Source organism: Streptosporangium sp. NPDC020145 (genome assembly GCF_040631275.1).
Taxonomy (GTDB): Bacteria; Actinomycetota; Actinomycetes; order Streptosporangiales; family Streptosporangiaceae; genus Streptosporangium.
Window position 1 is genome coordinate 1 of the sequence record NZ_JBEXZT010000012.1, and the last position, 21,084, is coordinate 21,084.

Genomic DNA, 21,084 nt, shown 5'->3' on the forward strand with positions numbered 1-21,084 from the left:
TCGGTCACATCAAAACGCGCCACGTCCGAGTTCTACCAGCCACGGCCGGCCCGCCACTGGGCCACACCTAGATCCGAACCCCAAACAGCTCCTAGTAGCCGTAGGTGGCCGAGCCCGCCAGGACGCCTATCGCGACCAGCCAGACCACCAGCACGACCAGCCAGCAGGCGACGCCGAAGTAGGACAGGACCAGGCCCGCGATGGCCATGCCCCGCCCCTCCTCGCCGGTGCGCTTGATCTGGCCCAGCGAGATGTGACCGAGCACGATGCCCACGATCGAGGTCACGCCGCAGACGAAGAGCCCGGCGATGCCCATGATGAGAGCGGCGATGGCCATGCCGTTGTTGCCTCGGGGCGGCGGCGCTCCGTAGCCATAGGGATCGTAACCACCGCCGGGCGGCGTGCCGTACCCGCCGGGTGGCCCGTAGCCGCCCTGCGGGGGCCCGTACCCACCGGACTGATTCCCATAGCTCATGAATTACTCCCTCTACACACGTTGCGGCGAAATCCTAGCGAAATCAGATCATCGCGGCGGCGGGCCGCCTAGTCCGTGGGCAAGTTGTGACCGTACGGCGCGGCTCAGCGCCCGTCCCGTCCTGGGTCGGCAGCGGGCTCGGCGGTGGAGTCCGTGGCGGAATCAGTGGGGGAATCAGTGGCGGGGTCGGCTGTCGGGTCGGCGCCGAGGTCGATGGCGTCCCACATGGCCCGGCCGCTGCCCGAGGCTCCGGCGCGCGTGAGGGCCTCGCTCCCCCGAGCCGCGCCCCTGCGCTCGTAGCGCTCCGACATGCCGGGCCAGTTCACGCTCCACAGCGCGGCGACCGCTCCCCCGGCGAGCAGCACCAGGCCGCCCGCCCCGGCGAGCACCGGCCAGAGGAGGTGGCCGGTGGCCCGCGCCGTCTCGGCGGCCGCGGCCATGGGCGCGTGCCCGGCCGCGGCGGCGAGACCGGCGTCGGCTCCGCCGCCGGCTGCCACCGCGACGATCACCCCTGCCCCGCACAGCGCCATCACGACGCCGATGACCCTGCGCCACACGCCTCGCGTCGCGAGCACCGCGACCACCGCGGCCAGCGCCGCCCAGGCCGCGGGCGCCAGGGCGGGGGCGAGTTCGGCGGCGGAGACGGGCACGGCGCGCGTGCCGTACCTCACCGTGACCCAGTCGCGGCCCGCGGCCAGCAGCACCAGGCCCGCGCCCGCCGCGCACGCGGCGACCCAGGTCCACAGCGCCCGGCCCGCTCTCACGCCGGGGTCACCGCCAGCCGGTCGGCGTCGAAACAGGTCCGGTCACCGGTGTGGCAGGCGGCGCCCACCTGGTCGACCTTCAGCAGGATCGTGTCGCCGTCGCAGTCGAGGGCGACGGACCTGACGTGCTGGACGTTGCCCGAGGTCTCGCCCTTGACCCAGTAGGACCGGCGGCTGCGCGACCAGTAGGTGGCACGGCCGGTGGTGAGCGTGCGGTGCAGCGCCTCGTCGTCCATCCAGGCGAGCATGAGCACCTCGCCGGTGTCGTGCTGCTGGACCACGGCGGGCACCAGTCCGTCGGCGGTGCGCTTCAGTCGGGCCGCGATGGCCGGGTCAAGGGGCATGTGGCAATTGTGCCGCACCTGGGCGGAGGTCCCGCGTCCGGCGGTCAGCGGGTGCGGTCGTCGTCGAACAGGTCGGCCGCGTGCACGACGATCCTGGGGTCGGGCCCGCCGACGATCTCGTGATCCTTGTTGGTGTACTCGAACCGGCTCAGGAGGTAGCGCATGGCCTCGACCCTGGCCCGCTTCTTGTCGTTGCTCTTGATCACCGTCCACGGCGCCTCCTCCGTGTCGGTGTGCAGGAACATGTCTTCCTTGGCCTGGGTGTACTCGTCCCACTTGTCCAGCGACTCCAGGTCCATCGGCGACAGCTTCCACTGCCGCACCGGGTCGACCTGGCGGATGATGAAACGGGTGCGCTGCTCGGAGCGGGAGACCGAGAACCAGAACTTCACCAGGTGGATGCCGTCGCGGACGAGCATGCGCTCGAAGGCCGGCGCCTGCTCCATGAACTCCGTGTACTCCCCCGGCGTGGCGAAGCCCATCACGCGCTCGACCCCGGCGCGGTTGTACCAGGAGCGGTCGAAGAAGACCATCTCCCCCGCGGCGGGCAGATGGGAGACGTAGCGCTGGAAGTACCACTGGGTGCTCTCACGCTCGCTCGGCTTCTCCAGGGCGACCACGGTGGCCCCGCGCGGGTTGAGGTGCTCCATGAACCGCTTGATCGTGCCGCCCTTGCCCGCCGCGTCGCGCCCCTCGAACAGGATCAGCAGCCGCCCGCCGGTGTCCTTGATCCAGTACTGCAGTTTGAGGAGCTCGATCTGGAGCAGCCGCTTGGTCCTGTCGTACTCCGAACGGTCCATCCGCTCCGGGTAGGGATACCTCTCCCGCCAGGTGTCCACCGGGGTGCCGTCCAGCCGTACGAGCACGGGGTCGTCATCGTCGTCGTCGAGGACCCGCAGGTTCGGCAGTTCGTCGAGCAGGTCGCTGCGGGACGCGGCGGAGCGCGCGTCGAGCACGGGGTACCTGCTGCCCCGCGCGGGTTCCTCACCCACCAGATCGGTCATGGACGTCCTTCCCGCTTCCCCCCGGCGGGAGCCCGGGGCGGTGGTCCCGCGGCTCCCTTACCTCCATCTCAGCACGTTAATCCCCGACATAAGGACATCAACAGCCCATTTGACGACTTGTAGGCCACTGTTCATCCCTCCTCACTTCCCCCATGACAATAAACCCACTAAACCAGTAGGTCTTGACGGGATTTGGTTCCTGTGTTGGAGTGAGGCCATGCAGGCTGAGCTCCCACCGGCGGTCCGCGGTCACCTCGCGCCGTGCCGCGCGCTGTCCCGTTCCTGTCGCCACTGACCTCGCGCCACCGGCCCCGCCCATCCGGTGCCGCGCGCCACCACGAGCCACCGCGAGCCACCGCGAGCCACCGTGCCGCCGTCCCCGCTCCGGACGCCCCCGCCCAGACGACCTGCCAGAAAGGCCTCAGTCATGCCCGTCGAGTTCCTAGGCATAGGCGCCACGAACGACGGATCGGAGACCAGACCCCGCTCCGGGCCCGTGTTCGACAGACAGTTCACGCTACGGCTGGCGCGGGCCCACCACGAGCACGGCTGGGACCGGATCCTGTTCGCCTACGGCTCGGGCTCGCCGGACCCCGCGCAGGTGGCCGCCCTCGTCGCCGGGCAGGTCGAGGGGATACAGCTCCTGCTCGCCCACCGGCCGAACGTCTCCTACCCGACGTTCGCCCTGAAGACCTTCGCCACACTCGACCAGATCAGCGGCGGCAGACTGACCGTGCACTTCATCACCGGGGGCAACGACCGCGAGCAGGCCCGCGAGGGCGACCGCCTGTCCAAGGACCGGCGTTACGGGCGCACCCGGGAGTACATCCAGATCGTCAAGAAGGGCTGGACGTCCAGGACCCCCTTCTCCCACGAGGGAGAGCACTACCGCTTCGACGACTTCCTGTCCGACGTCTTCCCCGTGCAGCAGCCCCGTCCGCTGGTCTCCTTCGGAGGCTCCTCCCCCGCGGCGTACGCGGCGGGCGGCGCCGAGGCCGACATCTACTGCCTGTGGGGCGAGCCGCTGGCCCAGACCGCCGAGCAGATCGCCGCAGTCAGGAGCGCGGCGCTCGCGTCGGGGCGCAGGGACCTGCCCAGGTTCCAGGTGGCCTTCCGGCCCGTCATCGCGCCGACCGAGGAGAAGGCCTGGGAGAAGGCGGCCCGCACGCTTGAGGCGATCAAGTCGCGTGGTGCCTCCTCCCGACGGCTGCCCGCGGGCCACGCCCCGGAGAACGCGGGCTCACAACGGCTCGTCGCGATCGCCGCCGGGGGCGACAGGTACGACCGCGCGCTGTGGACCCCGACCGCCGCGGCCACCGGCGGGGCGGGCAACTCCACCGCCCTGGTCGGCACCCCGGAGACCGTGGCCCAGGCGCTGCTCGACTACTACGACCTCGGCGTGGAGATCCTGTCCGCGCGCGGCTACGACCTGCTTGAGGACGCCGTCGACTTCGGCCGTCACGTCATCCCCATCGTCCGCGAGGAGGTGGCCAAGCGGGACCGCGAGCGTGAGGCCGCCGAGTCCCGGCAGTACCCGGCGACCAGTCTGGCGGGCCGGTGAGCCGCCCCGCGGTCGAGACCCGGCCGCAGGACGACACGGACGCCGGGACGGCAGGCCCGGACGCCCCGCCCGCGCTGCGGGTCGTCACCACCAGGCATCCCGGCCGGTGGGCGGCGGCGGCCGGGGTCGGCGTGCTGCTCGCCATGGCGGCGAGCGCGCTGATCACCAACCCCGCCTGGGACTGGAACGTCGTCGGGGAGTACCTGTTCGCGCCCTCGGTGCTGCACGCCGTGCTGTTCACACTCCAGCTCACCGTGCTCGGCATCGGCATCGGCTTCCTGCTCGGCACCGTGCTCGCGATCATGCGCCTGTCGAGGAACCCGCTGCTGTCCTCGGTCGCCTGGGGCTATGTCGCGCTGTTCCGGTCGATCCCGCTCATCCTGCAACTGCTGTTCTGGTACAACCTGGCGCTGCTGTACCAGCGGATCTCCTTCGGCGTTCCGTTCGGCCCCTCCTTCTTCGACATCGGGACCATGGACCTGATCAGCCCGGTCACCGCCGCCGTGCTCGGGCTCGGGCTGCACCAGGCCGCCTACTGCTCCGAGATCGTCAGGGCGGGGCTGCTCTCGGTCGACCCGGGCCAGCGCGAGGCCGCCGCCGCATTGGGCATCCCCTGGAGAAGACAGCTGTTCAGGATCGTCCTTCCGCAGGCCATGCGCTCGATCGTGCCCACCGCGGGCAACGAGATCATCGGCCTGGTCAAGGGCACCTCGGTGGTCTACATCATGGCCCTGCCCGAGCTCTTCTACCAGATCCAGGTGATCTACAGCCGCAACGGCAGGGTCATCGCGCTGCTGCTCGTCGCGACCGTCTGGTACCTGATCATCACCTCCGTGCTGTCCGTCGCGCAGTACTACGTCGAACGTCACTACGCCAGGGGTCGCAGATGAGCGCCGTGATGGTCGACCTGCGGGGCGTGCACAAGAGCTTCGGCCCCCTGAAGGTCCTGCGCGGCGTCGACCTGCGGGTCGCCAGGGGCGAGGTCACCGTGATCCTCGGCCCCTCGGGCTCCGGCAAGTCGACCCTGCTGCGCACCGTCAACCACCTGGAGAAGGTGGACAGCGGATCGGTGCGCGTCGACGGTGAGCTGGTCGGCTACCGGCAGTCCGGCGACAGGCTCTACGAACTGCGCGAACGCGAGATCCTGCGGCAGCGGACCCGAATCGGGTTCGTCTTCCAGCACTTCAACCTCTTCCCGCACCTGACCGCGCTGGAGAACGTCGTCGAGGCGCCGCTGTCCGCGCAGCGAAGGCCCAGGGCCGAGGTGCACCGGCTGGCCGTACGGCTGCTCGACCGGGTCGGCCTGGCCGACAAGAAGGACGCCTACCCCGGGCAGCTGTCCGGAGGGCAGCAGCAGCGGGTCGCCATCGCCCGCGCGCTCGCCCTGGAGCCGAAGGTCATCCTCTTCGACGAGCCGACCTCCGCGCTCGACCCCGAACTGGTCGGCGAGGTGCTCGACGTGGTGAAGGACCTCGCCAGGAGCGGCACCACCATGATCGTCGTCACCCACGAGATCGGGTTCGCCCGCGAGGTGGCCGACACCGTCGTCTTCATGGACGACGGACGCGTCGTCGAACAGGGTCCGCCCGCCCAGGTTCTCGACTCCCCCCGGCACGAACGGACCCGTTCCTTCCTCAGCAAGGTCCTCTGATCCGTGACAACCCCTCCCTGCGATTCCCAGAAAAACAGGACTGAAATGTCGTTCCTCTCCAGGCTCAAGCCCGCCCTCCTCACCGCACCGCTTCTGCTCGCCGCCGCCTGCGGCTCGACCGGGACCACCTCCGCCGCCCCCCGGAGCGACGCCAAGCCCGCCGAACAGGCCTCCGCCCCCGCGGAAACCGGTGGCTCGAAGATCAACATCTCTCCGCAGCAGAACCGGATCCGGGCGGAGAAGGTCGACGCGATCGCCGCCCAGGTGCCCGAGGCGATCCGCGCGAAGGGTGAGCTGGTCGTCGGCTTCAGCGGGGAAGGCGCGCCGCCGCTGACCTTCCTCGCCGACGACGACCGCACCGTCATCGGCGTGGAGACCGACATCGCCCACATCGTGGCCGACGTCCTCGGCCTGAAGGCCAGGGAGGAGGTCACCTCCTGGGAGAACCTGTTCCTCTCGGTGAAGTCCGGAAAGTACGACGTGGCCTTCAACAACGTCACGGTGACCGAGGAGCGCAAGGACATCTACGACTTCGCGACCTACCGGGTCGACCAGCTCGCCTGGCAGACGGCGAAGAACAGCCCGATCACCTCGATCAAGCAGCCCTCGGACATCGCCGGGCGCCGGGTCGCGGTCGGCTCGGGCACCAACCAGGAGAAGATCCTGGTCGACTGGGACACGCAGAACCAGAAGGCGGGCCTGAAGCCCGCGCAGATCCAGAACTACCAGAAGTACGTCGACGCCCTGCTGTCCCTGAAGTCGGGCCGCATCGAGGCCTACTTCGGCCCCAACCCCTCCCTCTCCTACCAGGACGCCGTCGGCGGCGACACCAAGATCGTCGGCACCGTCTCGGGCGCGGGCCCCGACCTGCAGGGCCTGATCGCGGCCATGACCAAGAAGGACAACGGCCTCGTCAAACCGCTCAACGCCGCGATCAACGAACTCATCGGGAACGGCAAGTACGGCGAGGTGCTCAAGCGCTGGAACCTCTCCAACGAGGCCATCCCCGAGTCGCTGGTCAACCCGCCCGGCCTGCCCAGGCAGACGGCGAAGTGACGGCCCCGGGCGGCGCGCCGCCGCCCGGGAACCCGTGGTCAGGATCTGGCGGCCGAGACCCAGGAGGCGTGCAGGCCCGCGTAGACGCCGGGCTCGCCGACCAGCTCGGCGTGCGGGCCGCGCTGGACGATGCGGCCCCCGTCGAAGACCAGCACCTCGTCGGCGGCCTCCGCGGTGGACAGGCGGTGGGCGATGGAGACCGCGGTACGGCCCCGCGTCACCCCGTCCAGCGCGCGGGCCAGGCGTACCTCGGTCGCCGGGTCGACGGCGGAGGTGGCCTCGTCGAGCAGCAGCAGGTCGGGGTCGGCCAGGTAGGCGCGGACCAGGGCGACGAGCTGGCGCTCTCCTGCGGACAGGGACTCCCCCCGCTGACCGACCGGGGTGGCCAGGCCCTCGGGCAGTCCTTCGAGCCAGTCGGCCAGCCCCAGCTCGGTCAGGGCGAGCAGGATCTCCTCGCTCGTCGCCGAGGGACGGCCGAAGCGGATGTTCTCCTCCAGGGTGCCGTCGAACAGGAAGCCGTCCTGCGGCACCATGACGATGCGCTCGCGCAGCGAGGAGAAACGGACCCCGCGCAGGTCGTGCCCGTCGACGGTGACCCGGCCCGTGACCGGGTCCATCAGGCGGGTCAGCAGCTTGGCGAAGGTCGTCTTGCCCGAACCGGTCTCCCCCACGACCGCGATCCGCGAGCGCGGCGGGATGTCCACCGTGACGCCGGTCAGCACCGGCGCGCCACCCGGGTAGGAGAAGCCGACCTCCTCGAAGGACACGGAGATGGGGCCTCGCGGCAGCTCGACGCCGTCCTCGCCGGGGTCGGCGACGTCCGGCGGCGTGTCGAGCACGCCGAGGATGCGGCGCCAGCCGGCGATGGCGTTCTGCGCCTCGTTGAGCATCTCGGTCGCGGTCTGCAACGGCGAGACGAACAGCGTGATCAGGAACAGGAAGGCGATCAGGCGCCCCGCGGTGATGTCGCCGGCGACGCCCAGCCGTACGCCGATCAGCACGACCGCGGTCGTCGCCAGCGCCGCGACGATCTCCGTCACCGGGAAGACCGTGGCGACGATGCGCTGGGTGCGGGCCTGCGCGGCCTTGTTCGCCTCGATGGTCACATCCAGCCGCTCGGCGGTGCGGGCCTCCGAGCCGTGGGCCCTGATCACCGCCGCCCCGACGACCGACTCGCCGACCGCGGCGAGCATGTCGCCCGCGCGCTCACGCACCTGCGTGTAGGCGCCGGAGAGCCACCGCTGGAAGCGCGGCAGCACGATCATGAGCGGCAGGAAGCACAGCCAGACCGTCAGGGCGAGCTGCCAGGAGTAGACGAACATCAGCACGGTCGCGACGAGGAGCTGGCCCAGGGCGATGATGATCATCAGCCCGCCCCACTGCATGAAGACGCTGATCTGGTCCACGTCCCCGGTGACCCTGGAGACCAGGGCGCCACGCCGCTCGGAGTTCTGGGTGAGCACCGACAGGTCGTGCACGTGCCGGAAGCCGCGTGTCCTGAGGGTCGCGAGGGAGGCCTCGGTCGCCTGGTACAGACGTACGTTCATCAGGTAGGCGCACAGCGCGGTGAGCACGACGGCCGCCGCGCACAGCAGCACGGCGCCGCGGATGTAGGGCAGGTCGGGGACCGCGCCCTTCAGTCCCGTGTCGATGGTCTGCTGGACGGCGATCGGGACGATGACCTTGCCGATCGTCGCCAGCACGGCGAGCGCGAGCGTCCCGGCGATCCCCTTGCGGAACTCCGGTGTCAGCGACAGGCCGTGCCGTACGGTGGCCAGCGCCGACCTTTCGACGCCGTGGAGCGAACTCACGCGCTGACCTCTTCCTCTTTCTCGGCTTCCTCGGCGTCGAGCGCCTCGCGCTCGGCCTCCTCGCGTTCGTAGGCGGTGACCAGGTTGCGGTACCCCTCGCACCTCGGCAGCAGCAGCTCGTGCGGGCCCTGGTCGGTCACCCTGCCGTGTTCGAGGTAGACGACCTCGTCGGCCAGGGCGATGGTGGCCATCCGGTAGGCGACGACGACCACGGTCGATGCCTGGGCGGTGTCCCGCAGGCCCTGCAGGATCTTGGCCTCGACCTGGGGGTCGACGCTGGAGGTCGCGTCGTCCAGGACGAGCAGCCTGGGGCGGCGGACCAGCGCGCGGGCCAGGGCCAGGCGCTGGCGCTGGCCCCCGGACAGGGAGGTGCCCCGCTCGCCGACCCTGGTGTCGAGCCCTCCGGGCAGGGCGCTGACGAAGCCGTCGGCCTGGGCCAGGCGCAGCGCCGCCCAGACCTCCTCGTCTCCCACGGGCAGGCCGAGGGTGACGTTGCCCCGCACGGTGTCGTCGAACAGGAAGGTCTGCTGCGGTACCAGTGCCACCGCCTCGCTGACCCCGCCGCGGGCCACCTCGCGCAGGTCGACCCCGTCGATGAGAACGGCCCCCCGCGCCGGGTCGACCAGGCGGACGAAGGTCTGGGCGAGCGTGGACTTGCCCGAGCCGGTCGGCCCGACCAGCGCCACCGTACGGCCGGGCGGGACGTCGAGGTCGACCTCGTGCAGCACCGCGGAGTCCCCGTAGGAGTAGCCGAGGCCCTGTACCCGCAAACCCGCGGGCTTCTCCCCGGTCAGGGTCGCCGAGCCGTACTCCATGGAGCCGGTCGTGTCGAGCACGGCCCGCACCCGCTCGTAGCCGACGACGGCGCGGGGCAGCTCGGCCAGGACCCAGCCGAGGGCGCGGATGGGGAAGGCGAGCAGGGTGAACAGGTAGGCGACCTGGACCAGCACGCCGGGGGTGATCGCCCCGCTCTCCAGGCGTCCCGCGCCGACCAGCAGCACGGCGAGCACGCCCAGGATCGGCAGCGCCTCAAGAAGGGGGTCGAACAGGCCTCGCACCCGGCCGACGGCGATGTTGGCGTCGCGCAGTTCCTCGGCTCCGGCGCGGAACCTGGCGGTCTCCTCGTCCTCACGGCCGAGGGTCTTGACGACCAGGGCTCCGTCGAAGCTCTCGTGCGCGACCTCGCTCACCTCGGCGCGCAGCTGCTGGGCCCTGGTGGCCAGTGGGCTGAGCCTGCGCTGGTAGACGAAGTTGAGCACGGCGATGGCCGGGAAGATCAGGAACCCGACCAGGGCGAGGACCGGGTCGGTGGCCACCAGCGCCACGGCCGCGGTGACCAGCATGACGACCACGCCGACGGCCATCGGCAACGGGGCGAGCGGCGCCCAGGCCGCCTCGGCGTCGGCGCTGGCGTTGGACAGCAGCTGGCCGGTCGGGTGCTTGTGGTGCCAGGCCAGGGGGAGCCTGAGGTACTGGCGGGTGACCTCCCTGCGGGAGCGCGCCTGCATCCGGTACTGCATGACGCCCGCGAAGTAGCGCCGTCCCGCGACGCCCGTCGCCTTGAGCAGCGCGACACCGAGGATGAGGAGGACGGCGGTGGTGAGCGCGCCGTCCGCGACCCGGCCCTCGGCGAGGGAGGGAAGCACGAGGTTCTGGGTGGCCCACCCGAGAGCCCACGCGGAGGCGACCGTCATGACACCGTAGACGGCGCTTGACAGGACCGCGACGGCGAAGACCCCTCTCTCGGACCGGATGGCCACCCCCAGGACGCGGAACCCTTGACGCATGACGGCGGAGGTCACCTTGCTCGCCACTCGGGGGGTGTCCTTTCGTTGAAGTTGTCACTACTTATGTGACTATCACTCTCAATCAAGCACTTATTCCCCCACGCCCATGGATCAACTGCTTTCGTAGCATCAGTGACACCTCTCGGGCGTGGAGGCCATGAGGTTCACCCGCTTCCGGCCCCGACTTCACCAAGTGCCGGACATGTCACGCTTTGTTATGATGTGGCGTTGTTAGGATCGCCGGATGACGCATGCCAGCGCCGAACGCGCCGCGCTCGCCGACCTGCTCGACCGGCTCGGCCAGGACGCCCCGACCCTCTGCGAGGGCTGGACGACCTTCGACCTCGCCGCCCATCTTGTGCTGCGGGAGAGGCGCCCGGACGCCGCGGGCGGCATCGCGCTCGCCCCGCTGGCCCGCCGCACCGCCTCGGTCCAGGAGTCCCTGAAGGCCAGGTACGGCTACGCGGGCCTGACCCGGCTCGTCCGCACCGGCCCCGGAGGCGTCTACCGCCTGGTTCCCCGGCTGGACGAACTGGTCAACCCCCTCGAATTCTTCGTCCACCACGAGGACGTCCGGCGCGCCCGTCCAGACTGGGAGCCACGCGAGCTTCCCCCCGGTCTCGACGAGGTCCTCTGGAGGCGGCTGCGGATCGTGGGACGCCTGCAACTGCGCAGGTCCCCGGTCGGCGTGGTGCTGCACCGCACCGGCGGCGGCGTCGTCCTCGGCGGCGGCCGGGGAGGTCCCCGGGTCGAGGTGCGGGGCACCGCGGGTGAGCTGACGCTGTTCTGCCTCGGCCGTCAGCGGCACGCCAGGGTCGAGACGATCGGCGGCGACGAGGCCGTCTCCCGGCTGCTGGGCGCGCCGCTGGACCTGTGACCGGCACCGGCGTGAACGCCGGTCAGCCGCACAGGCGCAGCAGCGGGCGATGCGGGTCGGAGTAGTGGTCCAGGACCCCGTCGCAGAAGCCCGCGTACGTCTCCATGAACAGGTGCGCCTTGGCCTGCCAGCTCTGCTCCGTCCCCTCGTCGATCCCGGGCATCCGGGCGAACAGCGCGCGGCTGAGCGCCCCGTGACGACGGGCCGCCCCGGCCCTGGCGTGCGCGCGCATCGGTTCGACGAAGCCGGGGGTCAGCCCCACCCGGTCGCAGGCGGCCAGGAAGGGACAGCGGGCGGCGGGCCCCTCGTCCTCCGCTTCGAGACGCTCCTCGATGACGCCGATCGTGGCGACGAAGAACAGCGGGTCGGTCCGCGCCCACCAGGACAGCATCTTGATCAGGGCGGCGGTCGTCGGCAGCGGACGGGCGCGCAGCAGGTCGCCGCGCGTGGCGCCGAGGGACCTGAAGGCGTGGACCGCGACGTCGTCGTGACGCCTTCCCCTGCGGTCGAAGTCGTCGAGCGCCCCCCTGAGGTCGGCGTTCTCCGCCAGAGCCCGTACGGCTGAGCCGAGCTCGCTCTCCCTGGAGAGCAGGAACCAGTTCTCCAGCCCGAAGCCGAAGAAGACGTTGGGGTGCAACCGCTGCGGGCGCTCCAGGATGCGCCTCCAGAACGGGCCGGTGAGGACCAGGTCCTCAAGGAGGTGGTTGAGGAGGCCCTCAAGACGGGCCAGGGCGGCCGTACCCGGGGAGAAGGCCGGCACGGCGGCGCCCTCGTCGATCAGCCCCTGCACCACGGCGGGCTCGACGACCTCGCGTACCGCCTCACCGTCGAGGCCGGTCTCGCGTTCCAGGTCCTCGATGGTCCTGCTGCCGTCGAGACGCCTGAGCAGGTCGAGAAAATCGTCCCTGCTCATGCCCTCCGGGACTTCGACCTCCAGAACCCCCGAGGGGGTATGCAATTCCGCCTCACCCTTCTCACCGATGCGAAGGGAGGCTCGCAGACAAGGCTTTACCGGGAGGAAGTTCACAGCCAATGTCAATGTCCTTTGATGTCGGAGAACGCCCGAAGCGAGATGACACACGGGAGGAAGGCCCGTATCAAGGACACCGACCCCCCTGGTCGGTCATGACCGGTCACATCATCGGTGAGCGGCAGAAACAGCGGTCACCCCGACACAACGCCTGACCCGCACGGCACACCCCCTCAACTCCCCGTTGATCACAAAAAGCTACCCCGTCGTACATACTGACCGATTTACCAAGATGACCTGATCAGTGTCAGACATTAAAGCCGCCACATACGCCCGTCAACCCTGACATACTCAGTTGACATGAATCTGCTTTTTCAGTTGATGTCTCTATGAGACTTACTTGAAGTGATTTTTCGTACTAAGACACCACACAGCGGGCGTTGCCCAAGTCCGCCACGCCCGGGACACTCAGGCCTCCGGCCCACCGCAGATCTCCCCTTCGGGAGCAGGCCCCTCGAAGGCGCCCCCCTGCCGCCGGACGTCCTCCCAGTCCACGTTCTCCCACTGTGCGACCTTCCAGTCGTCGCCGAACAGACGGGCCGAGACGTTGGCCTGCGCGACCCGGCGCAGCGCCGCGACCAGCGCGTCCCCGAGCGAGGTCCCGACAACGACGATCTCGATCATGCGTTCCAGGTTCGGCTCCTCGGCCATGCCCGCGACGTCGGCCCTGGCGATCGTGCCCGCCGCCTCCGCGTAGTCGTCGAGCCGGTCGAGGATGCCGTCGTAGCCGAGCCCGCGCAGGGTCAGCAGCACCCCGGCCACGCTCCGCATCGGAGAACTGTCCGGGTGATGCCGCCAGCCGTGCCGGGCGATCAGTTCCTCGGCCTCGCGCATCGCCGCGGCCCATTCCTCCCCCTCCCCCGGCTCGCGCTTGGGCGTGATGCTCGTCTGGGCGTGACCGAGACGGTCGTGCAGACCGTGCGAGGGGTCGTCGAGATGACCGAGCACGTCGCGAATCTCAGCGATCGACAGACCGGCGTAGTCGGCCATGGCCCGTACCAGCTTGATCCGCCGCACGTGCTCCTGGCCGTATTTCGCCTGGTTAGGACTTGTTCGCTCCCCGCTGGGGAGCAGCCCCTCCCGCAGGTAGAACTTGATCATCGGGACCGAGACACCCGTCGCCCGACTCAGGTCCGCCATCCGCACCGCAACTGCCTCCTCTTGTGATCGCACCTGAGTTTAGCTATAGATAACGGATAAATCCGTTATCTATTGAAGGATCTTCTGGATGACCCGCTGGCATCGCCCGCTCCTCCTCATGTCCGCGATCATGGCCGTCCTGTCCGTGATCTCCCTCTTCGGTGTCCTCCTCGACCACCGCACCCTGGACGGCCTGCCCATCTGGCTCAAGCCCCTGAAGTTCACCCTCTCCTTCGTCGCCTACGGGCTGACCTGGGCCTGGCTGCTGTCCCTGAGGCGTACGGCGCAGCGCGCGAGCCGGCTGTTGGGCAACGTGATGGCGATCGCGTGCGTCGTCGAGATCACGGTGATCATCAGCCAGGTCATCCGGGGGCGGCGCAGCCACTTCAACTTCTCCACCGCGCTGGACTCCTCCCTGTACGCCCTGATGGGCACGACCGTCATGCTCCTCATGCTGGTCAACCTGGCCGCGGCCTTCCTGGTGCTGCGTGAGCGCCAGGCGACCCCGGCCGACACCTGGGCGATCCGCGTCGGGCTCGTCGTCTCGGCCGCCGGTCTCGGCGTGGCCGTCCTGATGCTCCCGCCGACCTCCGCCCAGCTCGCGGACGTCACCACCACGGTCCTCGGCGCGCACGGCGTCGGCGTCCCCGACGGCGGTCCCGGCCTGTCCCTGCTCGGCTGGAGCACCACCGGCGGCGACCTGCGCGTGCCGCACTTCTTCGGCATGCACGCCCTGCAGGCCCTGCCGCTGGTGGCCCTGCTCACCCGGGGAATCCGCGACCAGGCCGTCCGGCTGCGCCTGGTCCTGACCGCCGGAGCCTCCTACACCGGCCTGGTGGCGCTGGTGACCTGGCAGGCACTGCGCGGCCAGCCCCTGGTACGGCCCGACGCCCTCACCCTGGGCGTGGCGGGCCTGCTGCTGGCCGGTACGGCGATCGCCGTACCCCTGTGCCTGCTGCCGCTGCGTGGCGGCCGTGTGAGCCCCGCCGCGACCACGCCCGCCCCCGCCCTCGAACCCGCCGAGTCCGCGGACGACGCGCGGGAGGCCGCCGCGGTCGAGGCGTAGGGCTGCCAGGGGTCTTCAGGGGCCTCAGCACGAGGGAGAGGTTCCACGGCCGGCGCGAGGGGCCGGTTCGCTGGTCACACCCCCTGCCCGGGTGTCAACGATCTTCACGGCGCCCTAACGCTAGCGGTATATCTGGCATTCGGGATTGGACAGAACCGCTTCGCCACCGCACCATTGCGGAGGTGACTCATGCCAATCTCACGATCTGGCCATGGATTCCCACCGCTCAACAGGTATGATCATCAAAATCCGGGAGCCACCCGGGCCGAAGATGCCAAAGATCATTAAAATCCGGGTATAACGGCTGGGACTGGAGCAGCAGGAGGCCCCCCATGCAGGTCAAGAAGGTCGCCACCTATGTAGCGGTGGCGTTCGTGGCCTTTTATCTGTTCACCAGGCCCGCCGATGCGGCGAACGCGGTGAACGGAGTCTTCGACGGGATCGTGAGGGCGGCGGACCAACTGTCGCTGTTCTTCACACGTGTGTTGAGCTGACCGACGGTGGGGGTTTGCCCCACCCCTGACCTGTTTCTCCGGCGTTTCCGCATTCCGTACGCGGGACCGCGTACCCCGTGACGCCACGTCGCCACGCGATGTGCTTCCACCGTTCTCCGAGACGTGTTACGCAGGAAGCATGGCAGAGCGCTACAGCGTCACCGGGGTTCATCCTCTCGATCCCGAAGAGCGGCGCGTCCTCGAACGCGTCGAGACGGAGGGCATCGAGCTGGTCCGTTTCCTGTACGCCGACCACGGCGGTGTGATCCGCGGCAAGGCCGCCTCACGCTCCCGGCTGGCGGAACGGCTCGGCTCCGGCATCGGGCACACCGTGGCGATGATGGCGATGAACATGCTCGACCAGCTTCAGGAGGTCGAGGGACTCGGCCCGGTCGGTGAGGTCCGTCTCGTTCCGGATCCGTCCACCTTCGTCGCCCTTCCCCACGCCCCCGGCGCCGCGGCCATGCTCGCGGACCTGTGCGAGATCGACGGCTCCCCGTGGGCGGCGTGCCCGCGCACCTTCCTCCGCGAGGCCGTGGCCGCCCTGTCCGAGGAGAGGCTCGTCGCGGTCGCCGCCTTCGAACCCGAGTTCACCCTGGGCCGCCGTGTCCCCGGCACGGACGGGGAACCGGACAGGCTCCTTCCTCTCGACGACAGCCTCTGCTACGCCACGTCCGGTTTCGACCAGGCCCACGACTACGCCATGCGCCTGATCCGCGCCCTGCAGGCGCAGGGCCTGCGGGTCGAGCACTACCATCCCGAGCTCGGCCACGGTCAGCAGGAGCTGTCCGTCCGCCACGCCCCGGCCATGCGCGCCGCCGACAACCAGGTCATCTACCGGGAGACCGTGCGCGGCGTCGCCTTCGGCATGTCGCTGTGGGCCTCCCTCGCCCCCAAGCCGATCGCCGACCAGGCCGGGAACGGGGCGCACCTGCACCTCTCCCTGTGGGACCCCGAACTGCGCTCCAACGTCTTCAGCGACCCCGCCGACCGGTACGGCGTGTCGGCGACCGCCTACCGGTTCATCGGCGGCCTCATCGCGCACCTTCCCGCGCTCACCGCGCTGACCTGCGGCTCGGTGAACAGCTTCCGGCGGCTGGCCCCGAGGATGTGGTCGAGCGCCTACGCCTGCTACGGCATGGACAACCGGGAGGCCGCGGTGCGGATCTGCTCCCCCATGCGAGGGGCGGCCGAGGCGTCGGCCAATCTGGAGATCAAGCCCTCCGACTCCTCCGCCAACCCCTACCTGTCCCTCGGCGCCGTCATCCACGCGGGCCTGGACGGCATCCGCAGGGGGCTCGACCCCGGCGAGGCCGTCGACGTGGACCCCGCCACCCTCCCCGAGGGGAGCGTGCCCCGCCTGCCCCGGTCGCTGGATGAGGCCCTGGACGCCCTGGAGGCCGACGATCTGCTGATGAACGCCCTCGGCCCGCTCCGCTCCTCCGCCTACCTGGCCGTCAAACGCTCCGAGGCCCGCGCCTTCGCGGCCGAGGACGTCTCCTACGAGCTGTTCAACCACTTCCGCGTCTTCTGAGGTCACCGGGTACGGTGTGGCTCACGCAGCACGAGGAGGGCGACGACGAGGGCCGTGGCGAGGAGTCCCGTGCCGACGGTGAAGGCCAGGCGGTAGCCGCCGGTCAGCGCCTCGGCCTGGCTTGCGCCGCCGGCGAGCAGGTCCCCGGTGCGGGAGGCCGCCAGGGTCGACAGCACCGCGACGCCCAGGGCCATGCCGATCTGCTGCGTGGTGTTGAACACCCCGGATGCCAGTCCGGCGTCCTCCTCCCCGGCGCCCGACATGCCGAGCGTGGTCAGCGCGGGGAGCGCGAGACCGAAGCCCGCCGCCAGCAGCATCACCGGAAGCAGGTCGGTGACGTAGTCGGCGCGCACCGGAAGCCGGGTGAGCAGCCCGAGGAGCGCGACCAGGAGCACCAGCCCCGCCAGCAGCACCCTGCGCTCCCCGAAGCGGACGTTGAGCCTGGCGGAGACCCCCAGGGAGACCACGCCGATGACCACGGCCGCGGGGAGCATCGCGAAGCCGGTCTGGGCGGCGCCGTACCCGAGGACCCGCTGGAGATACAGGGCCAGGAGGAACTGGAAGGCGAACAGCGCGGCGACCATCAGGATCTGGACCAGGTTGGCCCCGGAGACACCGCGTGACCTGAAGATCCGCAGCGGCATGAGCGGGGCCTTAGCGGTGGCCTGGCGGACGACGAACCCGGCGAGCAGAGCGAGGGTGAGGGCGCCGAGGCCGAGGGTGCGCGCCGAGAGCCAGCCGTGCTCCTCGACCCCGACCACGGTGTAGATGCCGAGCATCAGGCCGCCGGTGACCAGAAGGGCGCCGGGCACGTCGGCTCCCGCGGAGAGGCCGGGTCCCCGGTCCGCGGGCAGTACGGACGCCGCGACCGCGAGCGCCGCGATCCCGATCGGCAGGTTGATGAAGAAGATCCAGTGCCAGGTGAGGGCGTCGGTGAGGAGGCCGCCGAGCACCGATCCCAGGGTGGCGCCTCCCGCGCCGGTGAAGCTGAAGACGGCGATCGCCCTGGCGCGCTCCCCGGGGTCGGGGAACAGCGTCACCAGGATGCCCAGGCCGACCGCCGAGGCCGCGGCGCTGCCGACCCCCTGCAGGAAGCGGGCCACGATCAGCAGTTCGGCGCCGGTGGACACCCCCGCCAGCAGCGAGGAGGCGACGAACACCACGGTGCCCGCGAGGAAGACGCGTTTGCGGCCGATCAGGTCACCGAGTCGTCCGGCCAGCAGAAGCAGGCTGCCGAACGCGATCAGGTAGGCGTTGACCACCCAGCTCAGTCCGGCCGGGGAGAAGCCCAGGTCGTTCTGGATGGCCGGCATCGCCACGGTCACGATGCTGCCGTCGAGGACGGTCATCAGCAGGCTTGTGGCGATCGCTCCGAGGGCGATCCAGCGTGACCCGGTTGCCGGAGGGGCGGAGGTGACGGACATGGGTTCTCTCCTGTCGAATGAGGACGACAAGAGAGACCGTAGCAGATTGTTTTGTAATAGACGATTTTCTTCGGATCTAAGTTGTCCGCTGCCGGGCGCGCCGTACCGGCTGGGGGTTCTCCACGGGGGTGGCCAGATGGCCGGTCACCAGACGGCCGAGGGCCCGCAGGAGAATCTCCCGTTCCTCGTCGGGGATCGTGGCGAGGGCCTCCCGGTGCACACGGTCGACGATCTGCTGGCTCCGCTCGGCGATCCGCGCGCCCTCCTCGGTGACCGCGATGATCCGGGCCCGCCGGTCGGTGCCGGACGGGCGGCGCTCGGCGAGACCGGCCCGTTCCAGGGCGTCGACCGTCACCACCATCGTGGTCTTGTCCATGTCACCGATCTCGGCGAGCTGGATCTGGGTGCGCTCCTCCTCAAGGGCGTGCACCAGCACACAGTGCATGCGGGCCGTGAGCCCGATCTCGGCGAGCGCGGCCGACATCCGGGTCCGCAGGACATGGCCGGTGTGGTCCAGCAGGAACGACAGGTCGGGCGCTGTGCTGGTCGGTGCCATGGCGGTCATGCCCACCAGCATAGTCACCGGTTCCGTAGTGGATCGTCCGGTGAGAATCCATCACGGCGGTAGGAGCCCACCGGTTCTCCGACGGCCTCCTCACGCCGAACTGCGGCCCGGTGAACGGCTTCCGGCGCCGAGGAGGTGGTCGAGGCCCACACCTGCCACGGCCGTCACGTGCTCCGGGATCCGCGCCCCCGCGGACCGTCGGTCGTGTCCGCCGGAAGTGGAGCCGTCCGCCTGGATCCCCGGCCGTCCCAGCGGGTGACCCGGGTTCGGACGGCCACCTCAACCGATCCTCAACGCGTTCTCAACATCTTCCGTCCTATGTTCCGACCCAGGAAGACGACGTTCCCCCTGGGACAACGATTGGAAAGGGCGACATGATGAGAAATCTTTCCGCCACCATCGCCGCCGGCGTACTCGCCGCGGGTCTCCTCGTTCCTGGGGCGGCCCACGCGGCCGCCCCCGGAACCGCGCTCGCGCCGGCCGCGGCCTCCCTCCCCTCGGCCGGTGAGGCGGTCCACGCTTCGGCGCAGGCGCGCTGGTCCACCCTCTGGAGCGGCAGAGCGAACACCAAGAAGCTGCAGAGCCCCTCCCGGAACACCCGCGCCAAGGTGCTGCAGATCGTCGTCCAGTGCTGGAACGGCGGCGACGGCACGCGTGCCAAGGCCTACATCCAGCGCAGGTACGCGGGCCTCTGGATAACGGCAGGCGGATCAAGCAGCGGTTACTGCGTCGGGGGGAAGATGTACCACCGCATCCGCAACGTACCGGCCGGCACCTACCGTGCCGTCATCACGCTCAGCCCCAAGGCCCACACGGTCAACGCGTGGTTCCAGCAGTACGGCTGATGCCGTGACCCGGATGCGGTTCCCGCCGGTCTCCGCCGCCGGGACCTGATCCGGGGTGGTCCGCGGACCTTCACGCGGGATCACGGCTCACCCGTGGTCCCGCGTTCTCCCGGTCTCCCGCCCGCCGGAACCCGCCCTGGCGCCCCTCCCTCCGCCTTCGGCGGTGAGGTCAGCGAACCGGATGCCCCGCCCGCCGGAGCGTGTCCTTGACCTCGCCGATCTTCAACTGCCCGAAGTGGAACACCGAGGCCGCCAGGACCGCGTCCGCCCCCGCCTCGACGGCCGGGGGGAAGTCCTCAAGCGCCCCGGCCCCGCCGCTGGCGATCACCGGCACCGAGACCACCGCCCGCACCGCGCGGATCATCTCCAGGTCGTAGCCCTTCTTGGTGCCGTCGCCGTCCATGGAGTTGAGCAGGATCTCCCCGGCGCCGAGTTCCTCGGCCCTGCGGGCCCACTCGACCGCGTCGATCCCGGTGCCCCGGCGTCCTCCGTGGGTGGTGACCTCGAACCCGGAGGGAGTCGGCGGGCCGTCCACGACCCGGCGCGCGTCGACGGACAGCACGATGCACTGCGCGCCGTACCGCTGGGACGCCTCGGTCAGCAGTTCGGGCCTGGCGATGGCGGCCGTGTTCAGTCCCACCTTGTCCGCGCCCGCCCGCAGCAGCCTGTCCACGTCCTCGACCGAGCGCACTCCCCCGCCGACGGTCAGCGGGATGAAGACCTGTTCGGCGGTCCTGCGCACCACGTCGTAGGTCGTGGAACGGTCGGAGCTGGACGCCGTGATGTCCAGGAAGGTCAGCTCGTCGGCCCCTTCCGCGTCGTAACGGCGGGCCAGCTCGACCGGGTCCCCCGCGTCACGGAGGTTCTCGAAGTTGACCCCCTTGACCACCCGCCCGGCGTCCACGTCCAGGCAGGGGATCACACGTACCGCGACAGTCATCTGACCGCCGCCAGGGCGTCCTCAAGGGTGAAGGCCTGTGCGTAGAGCGCCTTGCCGACGATCGCGCCCTCGACGCCGAGCGGGACCAGCTCCGCCAGGGCGCGCAGGTCGTCCAGGGAGGAGACGCCGCCGCTGGCGACCACCGGCCGGTCGGTGCGGGAGCAGACCTCGCGGAGCAGGTCGAGGTTGGGGCCGCGCAGCGTGCCGTCCTTGGTGACGTCGGTGACGACGTAGCGGGGGCAGCCGTCGCGTTCGAGCCGCTCCAGCACCTCCCACAGGTCGCCGCCCTCCTCGGTCCAGCCTCGTGCGGCCAGGGTGGTGCCACGCACGTCCAGGCCGATCGCGATGCGGTCGCCGTACTCGGCGATGATCTTGGAGCACCAGACGGGGTTCTCCAGCGCCGCGGTGCCGATGTTGACGCGGCGGCAGCCGGTGGCCAGCGCCGACTCCAGGGAGGCGTCGTCGCGGATGCCGCCGGACATCTCGACCTTCACGTCGAGCGCGCCGACCACGGAGGCCAGCAGCTCACGGTTGGAGCCCCGGCCGAAGGCCGCGTCGAGGTCGACCAGATGGATCCACTCGGCGCCCGCCTCCTGCCAGGCGAGCGCGGCGGACAGCGGGTCGCCGTAGGAGGTCTCGGTGCCTGCCGCCCCCTGGACCAGGCGGACCGCCTGGCCGTCCGCGACGTCCACGGCGGGCAGCAACTCTAGCGACAT

The 21,084-nt window shown here is 70.3% G+C and carries 21 protein-coding genes; 9 read left to right on the forward strand and 12 right to left on the reverse strand.

The annotated features are described in order from the left end of the window. Window positions 1-91 precede the first annotated feature (91 nt). The 4 genes from ABZ463_RS22080 to ppk2 form a co-directional block, all read right to left on the reverse strand. Window positions 92-475, reverse strand: a complete 384-nt coding sequence (locus ABZ463_RS22080) for a DUF4190 domain-containing protein (RefSeq protein ID WP_362778489.1) — start codon at window positions 473-475, stop codon at window positions 92-94. A gap of 104 nt (window positions 476-579) precedes the next feature. Further along, entirely contained in the window at window positions 580-1,239 is a 660-nt protein-coding gene (locus tag ABZ463_RS22085; RefSeq protein WP_352009054.1) for a Trp biosynthesis-associated membrane protein, read from the reverse strand. Further along, window positions 1,236-1,583 (reverse strand): phosphoribosyl-AMP cyclohydrolase, encoded by a 348-nt coding sequence (gene hisI, locus ABZ463_RS22090; protein WP_352009053.1) that lies wholly within the window; start codon window positions 1,581-1,583, stop codon window positions 1,236-1,238. Before hisI ends, ABZ463_RS22085 begins: the two co-directional genes overlap by 4 nt. 44 nt (window positions 1,584-1,627) lie before the next feature. After that, window positions 1,628-2,587, reverse strand: coding sequence for a polyphosphate kinase 2 (gene ppk2 / locus ABZ463_RS22095; RefSeq protein WP_352009052.1), 960 nt, complete (start codon window positions 2,585-2,587; stop codon window positions 1,628-1,630). 496 nt (window positions 2,588-3,083) lie between these two features. Here ppk2 and ABZ463_RS22100 point away from each other — a divergent pair, with 496 nt between their 5' ends. Genes ABZ463_RS22100 through ABZ463_RS22115 form a run of 4 tightly spaced genes read left to right on the forward strand, consistent with a single transcriptional unit; the run spans window position 3,084 to window position 6,855 of the window. Beyond that, the gene (locus ABZ463_RS22100) at window positions 3,084-4,148 is read left to right on the forward strand and encodes an LLM class flavin-dependent oxidoreductase (RefSeq protein ID WP_362778493.1); all 1,065 of its coding nucleotides are present in this window, start codon (window positions 3,084-3,086) and stop codon (window positions 4,146-4,148) included. Beyond that, window positions 4,145-5,038, forward strand: coding sequence for an amino acid ABC transporter permease (locus tag ABZ463_RS22105; RefSeq protein WP_352009050.1), 894 nt, complete (start codon window positions 4,145-4,147; stop codon window positions 5,036-5,038). The genes ABZ463_RS22100 and ABZ463_RS22105 overlap by 4 nt, the downstream gene beginning before the upstream one ends. Next, window positions 5,035-5,799 (forward strand): amino acid ABC transporter ATP-binding protein, encoded by a 765-nt coding sequence (locus ABZ463_RS22110; protein WP_362778496.1) that lies wholly within the window; start codon window positions 5,035-5,037, stop codon window positions 5,797-5,799. The genes ABZ463_RS22105 and ABZ463_RS22110 overlap by 4 nt, the downstream gene beginning before the upstream one ends. Window positions 5,800-5,844: 45 nt before the next feature. Next, a complete protein-coding gene (locus tag ABZ463_RS22115) occupies window positions 5,845-6,855 on the forward strand; it encodes an ABC transporter substrate-binding protein (protein WP_362778498.1) in 1,011 nt (336 codons plus the stop codon). A 38-nt stretch (window positions 6,856-6,893) separates the two neighbouring features. Here ABZ463_RS22115 and ABZ463_RS22120 read toward each other — a convergent pair whose 3' ends face one another. Both ABZ463_RS22120 and ABZ463_RS22125 read right to left on the reverse strand, forming a co-directional pair. Continuing rightward, window positions 6,894-8,666: an ABC transporter ATP-binding protein gene (locus ABZ463_RS22120; protein ID WP_352009047.1), complete on the reverse strand. Its 1,773-nt coding sequence runs from the start codon at window positions 8,664-8,666 to the stop codon at window positions 6,894-6,896. After that, window positions 8,663-10,453 carry an ABC transporter ATP-binding protein gene (locus ABZ463_RS22125; protein ID WP_352009046.1) on the reverse strand — a complete coding sequence of 597 codons (1,791 nt, stop codon included), beginning with the start codon at window positions 10,451-10,453 and terminating at the stop codon, window positions 8,663-8,665. The genes ABZ463_RS22120 and ABZ463_RS22125 overlap by 4 nt, the downstream gene beginning before the upstream one ends. 244 nt (window positions 10,454-10,697) lie before the next feature. Here ABZ463_RS22125 and ABZ463_RS22130 point away from each other — a divergent pair, with 244 nt between their 5' ends. Continuing rightward, window positions 10,698-11,330 (forward strand): TIGR03085 family metal-binding protein, encoded by a 633-nt coding sequence (locus tag ABZ463_RS22130; protein ID WP_362778501.1) that lies wholly within the window; start codon window positions 10,698-10,700, stop codon window positions 11,328-11,330. A 22-nt stretch (window positions 11,331-11,352) separates the two neighbouring features. On the opposite strand, the gene ABZ463_RS22135 is transcribed toward ABZ463_RS22130, so the two are convergent. Together ABZ463_RS22135 and ABZ463_RS22140 are read right to left on the reverse strand one after the other, a co-directional pair. Then, window positions 11,353-12,243 (reverse strand): hypothetical protein, encoded by an 891-nt coding sequence (locus ABZ463_RS22135; protein WP_352009044.1) that lies wholly within the window; start codon window positions 12,241-12,243, stop codon window positions 11,353-11,355. Between the two features lie 525 nt (window positions 12,244-12,768). Then, on the reverse strand, window positions 12,769-13,500 hold the full coding sequence (locus ABZ463_RS22140) for a MerR family transcriptional regulator (RefSeq protein ID WP_352009043.1): 732 nt from the start codon (window positions 13,498-13,500) through the stop codon (window positions 12,769-12,771). A gap of 88 nt (window positions 13,501-13,588) precedes the next feature. Here ABZ463_RS22140 and ABZ463_RS22145 point away from each other — a divergent pair, with 88 nt between their 5' ends. The 3 genes from ABZ463_RS22145 to ABZ463_RS22155 all read left to right on the forward strand — a co-directional run bounded on the left by ABZ463_RS22145 (window position 13,589) and on the right by ABZ463_RS22155 (window position 16,594). Beyond that, window positions 13,589-14,566 (forward strand): hypothetical protein, encoded by a 978-nt coding sequence (locus ABZ463_RS22145; RefSeq protein ID WP_352009042.1) that lies wholly within the window; start codon window positions 13,589-13,591, stop codon window positions 14,564-14,566. Window positions 14,567-14,898: 332 nt separating this feature from the next. Continuing rightward, window positions 14,899-15,060, forward strand: a complete 162-nt coding sequence (locus ABZ463_RS22150) for a hypothetical protein (RefSeq protein WP_184714415.1) — start codon at window positions 14,899-14,901, stop codon at window positions 15,058-15,060. Window positions 15,061-15,199: 139 nt separating this feature from the next. After that, window positions 15,200-16,594, forward strand: coding sequence for a glutamine synthetase family protein (locus tag ABZ463_RS22155; RefSeq protein WP_362778506.1), 1,395 nt, complete (start codon window positions 15,200-15,202; stop codon window positions 16,592-16,594). 2 nt (window positions 16,595-16,596) lie between these two features. Here ABZ463_RS22155 and ABZ463_RS22160 read toward each other — a convergent pair whose 3' ends face one another. Together ABZ463_RS22160 and ABZ463_RS22165 are read right to left on the reverse strand one after the other, a co-directional pair. Then, on the reverse strand, window positions 16,597-18,018 hold the full coding sequence (locus tag ABZ463_RS22160) for an MFS transporter (RefSeq protein WP_362778508.1): 1,422 nt from the start codon (window positions 18,016-18,018) through the stop codon (window positions 16,597-16,599). Between the two features lie 76 nt (window positions 18,019-18,094). Beyond that, window positions 18,095-18,583 (reverse strand): MarR family winged helix-turn-helix transcriptional regulator, encoded by a 489-nt coding sequence (locus ABZ463_RS22165; RefSeq protein ID WP_352009039.1) that lies wholly within the window; start codon window positions 18,581-18,583, stop codon window positions 18,095-18,097. Window positions 18,584-18,960: 377 nt separating this feature from the next. Here ABZ463_RS22165 and ABZ463_RS22170 point away from each other — a divergent pair, with 377 nt between their 5' ends. Then, window positions 18,961-19,428, forward strand: coding sequence for a hypothetical protein (locus ABZ463_RS22170; RefSeq protein WP_362778510.1), 468 nt, complete (start codon window positions 18,961-18,963; stop codon window positions 19,426-19,428). 169 nt (window positions 19,429-19,597) lie between these two features. On the opposite strand, the gene hisF is transcribed toward ABZ463_RS22170, so the two are convergent. Both hisF and priA read right to left on the reverse strand, forming a co-directional pair. Beyond that, window positions 19,598-20,368 (reverse strand): imidazole glycerol phosphate synthase subunit HisF, encoded by a 771-nt coding sequence (gene hisF / locus ABZ463_RS22175; RefSeq protein WP_352009037.1) that lies wholly within the window; start codon window positions 20,366-20,368, stop codon window positions 19,598-19,600. Next, entirely contained in the window at window positions 20,365-21,084 is a 720-nt protein-coding gene (gene priA, locus ABZ463_RS22180; RefSeq protein ID WP_352009036.1) for a bifunctional 1-(5-phosphoribosyl)-5-((5-phosphoribosylamino)methylideneamino)imidazole-4-carboxamide isomerase/phosphoribosylanthranilate isomerase PriA, read from the reverse strand. The genes hisF and priA overlap by 4 nt, the downstream gene beginning before the upstream one ends.